Source organism: Acinetobacter sp. (genome assembly GCF_050285345.1).
GTDB lineage: Bacteria > Pseudomonadota > Gammaproteobacteria > Pseudomonadales > Moraxellaceae > Acinetobacter.
The window spans coordinates 1-5,134 of the sequence record NZ_JBLZXR010000104.1 but is presented as its reverse complement, the minus strand read 5'-3'; the positions used below and the strand labels follow the sequence as shown (position 1 = coordinate 5,134).

Annotated in this window: 5 protein-coding genes, 1 pseudogene and 1 riboswitch; of the genes and pseudogenes, 4 read left to right on the top strand and 2 right to left on the bottom strand. The window is 40.4% G+C overall.

Translation table 11 applies throughout. The features are described 5' to 3' along the window. The 3 genes and pseudogenes from ACN6OV_RS08935 to aroC all read left to right on the top strand — a co-directional run. Positions 1-127, top strand: a pseudogene (locus ACN6OV_RS08935) (IS982 family transposase); the annotation flags it as partial. Positions 128-299: 172 nt separating this feature from the next. Then, complete coding sequence (gene prmB / locus ACN6OV_RS08930; RefSeq protein ID WP_427952145.1) at positions 300-1,310, top strand: 50S ribosomal protein L3 N(5)-glutamine methyltransferase; 1,011 nt, start codon at positions 300-302, stop codon at positions 1,308-1,310. Positions 1,311-1,323: 13 nt separating this feature from the next. Then, a complete protein-coding gene (gene aroC, locus ACN6OV_RS08925) occupies positions 1,324-2,418 on the top strand; it encodes a chorismate synthase (protein WP_427952143.1) in 1,095 nt (364 codons plus the stop codon). Between the two features lie 162 nt (positions 2,419-2,580). Here aroC and ACN6OV_RS08920 read toward each other — a convergent pair whose 3' ends face one another. Both ACN6OV_RS08920 and ACN6OV_RS08915 read right to left on the bottom strand, forming a co-directional pair. After that, entirely contained in the window at positions 2,581-3,150 is a 570-nt protein-coding gene (locus ACN6OV_RS08920; protein WP_427952141.1) for a hypothetical protein, read from the bottom strand. 9 nt (positions 3,151-3,159) lie between these two features. Further along, a complete protein-coding gene (locus ACN6OV_RS08915) occupies positions 3,160-3,351 on the bottom strand; it encodes a hypothetical protein (RefSeq protein WP_427952138.1) in 192 nt (63 codons plus the stop codon). A 223-nt stretch (positions 3,352-3,574) separates the two neighbouring features. Next, positions 3,575-3,665, top strand: a riboswitch (glycine riboswitch). A 135-nt stretch (positions 3,666-3,800) separates the two neighbouring features. Between ACN6OV_RS08915 and ACN6OV_RS08910 the strand changes: the two genes are divergently transcribed. Continuing rightward, on the top strand, positions 3,801-5,045 hold the full coding sequence (locus ACN6OV_RS08910) for a D-amino acid dehydrogenase (protein ID WP_427952136.1): 1,245 nt from the start codon (positions 3,801-3,803) through the stop codon (positions 5,043-5,045). Positions 5,046-5,134: the final 89 nt, after the last annotated feature.

The following is a 5,134-nucleotide window of genomic DNA, read 5'->3' as shown; positions in this document are numbered from 1 at the left end:
GGCTAGAGATCTATGGCATTTATCTCATCGTATCACTCGAAAAATTCTTTCACATACAATTTCAGTCGTTTTAAATTATCAATTAGGTAATCCTCCTTTACAGTTGGAAAAATTAATTAAAAGTTGAGATTGGCGTGGTATTAAATAAAAAATGATTTCGCACCATCTTTTGTACTCAATCAAAGATTCGTAGATGAATGTAAGTGTGAACATGAATAAAGGCTGATAAATATTATAAATGCAGTCAAAACAAGGTATCATAGGCCGTTTTAAAAAATTATGACCTGGAGACGCCTTAAGTGGATCGACCGACTATTAGCCCTGAATATTTACAGGAAGCAGCTGAAAACTTAACAACAATCCGTGATTATATCCGTTTTGGAGTAACAGCTTTACGTCAATATGATGCCCACTTAGGTCAAGGTACAGAAGACTATTTTGCAGAGAGTTCAGCATTGGTGTTGCAAACACTGTCATTAGACTGGAATGCAGATGCAGAAATTTTAGATGCGAAAGTTTTGCCAAGTGAAGCAGCAGAATTTTTAGCGTTACTTGAGCGTCGTATTAATGAAAAAGTTCCGACCTCTTATTTATTAAATCTGTCTTATTTCTTTGGCAAGCCATTTTATGTGGATGAACGTGTATTGATTCCGCGCTCACCGATTGCAGAACTCATTGAAAACCGTTTTGCGCCTTATTGCCTAGGTGAAAATGGTGAAATGGGCGCAGCGGTGAATAACTTACCAGAAAATCCAAATCCGAAAACACCACAACGTATTTTAGATATGTGTACGGGTTCAGGTTGTATCGCGATTGCTTTGGCCTATGCATTTCCTGATTCAGAAGTGGATGCGACAGATTTGTCTAAAGACGCTCTGGAAGTGGCGCAAATTAATTGCGAACACCACAACAAGCAATATCAAGTGGCATTACTTGAATCTGATTTATTTGCAAAAATTCCCGCTGAAAATCAATATGATTTGATCGTGTCAAATCCACCGTATGTGGATGCAGAAGACATGGCAGATTTACCAGAAGAATTCCATCATGAACCAGAAATGGCATTGGCTGCAGGTCAAGACGGTTTAGACCTTGTGCGTAAAATGTTGGCACAAGCTGCGGACTACCTGACTGAAGATGGCTTAATCGTGATTGAAGTGGGTAACTCTGAATGGGCAATGCGTCAAAACTTCAATACAGTTGATTTCTACTGGTTACAGTTCCAAAAAGGTGGCACAGGAATCTTCGCATTAACCGCTGCTCAGTGCCGCGAATACCGCGATTTATTCATTCAATCTATTCAAGCATAAGGAGTCGTTTGACATGGCAGGTAATAGTATAGGGCAACTCTTCCGTGTAACGACTTGTGGCGAATCTCATGGCGTTGGCCTGATGGCGATCGTGGATGGGGTTCCACCAGGGATTGAACTGTCTGAAGCAGATTTGCAAAAAGATTTAGACCGTCGTAAGCCGGGTACATCTAAGTTTGCAACACAGCGCAAAGAACCTGATGAAGTTGAAATTATTTCGGGTGTATTTGAAGGTAAAACGACGGGAACATCGATTGGTCTTTTGATTCGTAATACGGATCAAAAATCCAAAGATTATGGCAATATTGCCCAAACTTTCCGTCCAGGTCATGCAGACTATACTTATACGCAAAAGTATGGTTTCCGTGATTACCGCGGTGGTGGTCGTTCGAGTGCTCGTGAAACAGCGATGCGTGTTGCCGCGGGAGCGATTGCTAAAAAATTTTTATTTGAGAAATTTGGCATCGAAATTCGTGGTCATGTAACCCAAATTGGTACTGAAAAAGCGGAAAAATTGGATTGGAATGAAGTTCCAAATAATCCATTCTTCTGTGGTGATGCCGACGCTGTACCACGTTTTGAAGCACTTGTAACTTCACTTCGTGAGCAAGGCACAAGCTGCGGTGCAAAACTTGAAATTATTGCGTCTCAAGTACCCGTGGGCTGGGGTGAGCCTGTATTTGATCGTTTAGATGCAGATATTGCGCATGCGATGATGTCGATCAATGCGGTGAAAGGTGTTGAAATTGGCGATGGTTTTGGCGTAGCCGAACAATTTGGTCATCAAACTCGTGATGAACTCACTACAGATGGTTTCTTAGCCAACCATGCCGGTGGTATCTTGGGTGGTATTTCAAGTGGTCAAGACATTCGTGTAGCGATTGCATTAAAGCCAACAGCTTCAATCACGACACCGGGTAAAACCATTACGATTGATCGTGAAGATACTGATGTACTTACGAAAGGTCGCCATGACCCATGTGTAGGTGTGCGTGCGACACCGATTGCAGAAGCAATGCTTGCGATTGTGTTAATGGACCATTTTATGCGTAACCGTGCGCAAAATGCGGATGTCGTTGCACCGTTTGCACCGATTGAACCCAAGTGAGGTAACAAAGCACGGCTTTGTCTCGAATTTGATAAATAAACAGCATCAAAAAAGACCAAACGCCAGTTTGGTCTTTTTTTGAAATTAATCTAATTTTATACGTTTTGTCTTAGTTTGATATTTAAGCTATTTTTTTGAAAAATCAATGATTTATTTTAGGGTTTAGATCTGGCTGAGTTTCTCTAAAATTCTAGCTTTTGACTGATCTATTAAATTCGGATTGGTCGTTTTTGAAAGTTGTTCACGCGGCTTTTCACCTAAAAAATATTTGATCCGTTCAGCATTTGCGCCTGAAGGATGTGGAAAACCATCTAAGATTTGATTGCTATTTAAATAGCCTAGGTTTTTAATATAGTGGAGGACTTCATTCACACCTTTACCCAGTGGAATATAAAGCGCATTTGGTAATTGTCGCACCATTGGAATAAAATAGTCGTGGATATGCTGTCTGAGAAAATCATTTTTCAGCATGGCGGGTGCTGAGCCAGCATAATTTTTCCCTTTATTTAAAATACATTGCTGTAATACTGAAGACATTTGCACCATTTCTCGATGTTCGGTAAAGAGTTGTTGTGTCGTTTCGATACCTAAATGCTGCTGTAAGCCAACATGATCAAGCAATTGGGTCAGATTTTTACGAATCGGTCCGCTAAAAGCGCCGCTATTTTTCGCTTGTTGAAGCACTAATTCCTCAGACAAATCTTGACGCAAGGCTTGTTGTGCAGCAATCAAAGCATTTCTCTATTGCTGTTGGCCTGGACAGATACCGACAATCACGAGTTTAGCTTGCAGATTGACGTGTTCAAATGGTGCATAAAAACTTTGTAGTTCTTGATCTGCATTAATAAGCAGTAAATTACTCTGGGTTAATTCCTCAATACTGTGTGAACGAATTTTTTCAGCATAATTTGAGAAGCTTACAACTTTGGACATGATGAAGGATCAATGACATTTATCTGGATGTTTTATTTTAGCGTGTATTGAATCAGATCAATAGTTTATCGCTAAAACGATGATCCAGATATCAGACTTTTATTTTAAGCAGATTATAAAAATTAACAATATTGACTCAACTAGGACTTGTATTTTGGTATAAAAATTGCTCATATCAAGTAAGGCACAATGATATTTATGGTATGGCCGAATAAAAAATGAATCGATGGTTGCAGGAGAGAAGCACACGATGTGCTCGCCGAAGGAGCAAGTTCCCCCAGGAAACTCTCAGGCAAAAGGACTGTAATCATCTCGAAAATCTGGAGAGAAGTAAGCTGGACTTACTCACCGAAGGGGAAGGTTAATTGCCAGTTTCGCATTTAACCAAAGCTCTCAGGTATCAATGACAGATGGGGCGAATATAGGAATAATGATTCCAAGGAGCCTATATGTGTCATATTGTTGTGATTGGTGCAGGAATTACAGGGGTGACCACGGCCTATGAACTGGGGCTGTTGGGTTATAAAGTTACGGTAGTGGATAAACATTTATATCCTGCCATGGAAACCTCATTTGCCAATGGCGGACAGCTTTCTGCTTGTAATGCTGAAGTGTGGAACCAAAAAGCGACGGTGCTTAAAGGCATAAAATGGATGTCACAAAAGTCAGCACCCTTATTGCTTAATCCAAGTTTTAATATACATAAATACTCGTGGTTATTTGAGTTTATGGGCAATATTAAAAATTATCGTGAAAATACCCATGAAACAGTAAGGCTAGCATTGATGGCGCGTCAGCGTTTATTTGAAATTGCTGAACATGAGCAGCTGCAATTCGATTTAGAGAAACGGGGAATTTTACATTTTTTCCATAATAAGTACGATTATGATGTTGCTACTCAAGTGAATGTCATGCTGTGCGAAGGTGGGCTTGAGCGCCATCCAGTGACCTTGTCCGAAATTCGTGACATTGAACCAAGTTTAACAGGCGATTATTACGGGGGATTTTATTGCCCGGGTGATGCAACAGGGGATATTCATAAATTTACCACGCAGCTTGCCAAAGCAACGGAACGTTATGATGTGAAATATATGTGGGGATTGGAAGTCACAGATTTTGAACATCATGTTGAGGGAGTAAATATTCATTTGAAGCCAAGTGCGGAGAATATGGAAATCTTAACGTCTGATACTAATGTGTTGAAAGCGGATGCAGTCGTCGTTTGCGGTGGCGTGGGGAGTTATGAGTTGGCCAATAAACTCGGAGATCGTATCAATGTCTATCCAGTGAAAGGATATTCCATCACGATTAATTTAAATGATGAACAAAGTCAGGCAAATGCTCCATGGGTGAGCTTACTAGATGAAAGTGCCAAAATTGTGACGTCGAGACTTGGTGCAGATCGCCTTCGTGTTGCAGGAACGGCAGAGTTTAATGGCTATAACCGTGATATACGTGCTGATCGCATTCAGCCTTTAATTGACTGGTCTAATCGTAATTTTAATTTATCGACTGAACATGTGGTGCCTTGGGCAGGCTTACGTCCAATGATGCCAAATATGATGCCTGTGGTTAATGCAGGTAAACGTAACCATATTTTCTATAACACAGGGCATGGGCATTTAGGCTGGACTTTATCTGCAGCAACCGCGGCAATTATTAGCCAAAAAGTTTTGCAGTCACATCCAGTTTAATATTGTTAATACTAACCCCAGTTACGGATAAGCCAAAGATTTAATCACATGAATTTTAGGCTTATTCTTTTGGCAAAGTTGATACGCAC

What these genes read in the sequence shown, in the direction of transcription:
- aroC (WP_427952143.1), top strand. Translation starts at nt 1,324, where the DNA reads ATGGCAGGTAATAGTATAGGGCAACTCTTCCGTGTAACGACTTGTGGC.
- ACN6OV_RS08915 (WP_427952138.1), bottom strand. Translation starts at nt 3,351, where the DNA reads ATGTCCAAAGTTGTAAGCTTCTCAAATTATGCTGAAAAAATTCGTTCA.
- ACN6OV_RS08910 (WP_427952136.1), top strand. Translation starts at nt 3,801, where the DNA reads ATGTGTCATATTGTTGTGATTGGTGCAGGAATTACAGGGGTGACCACG.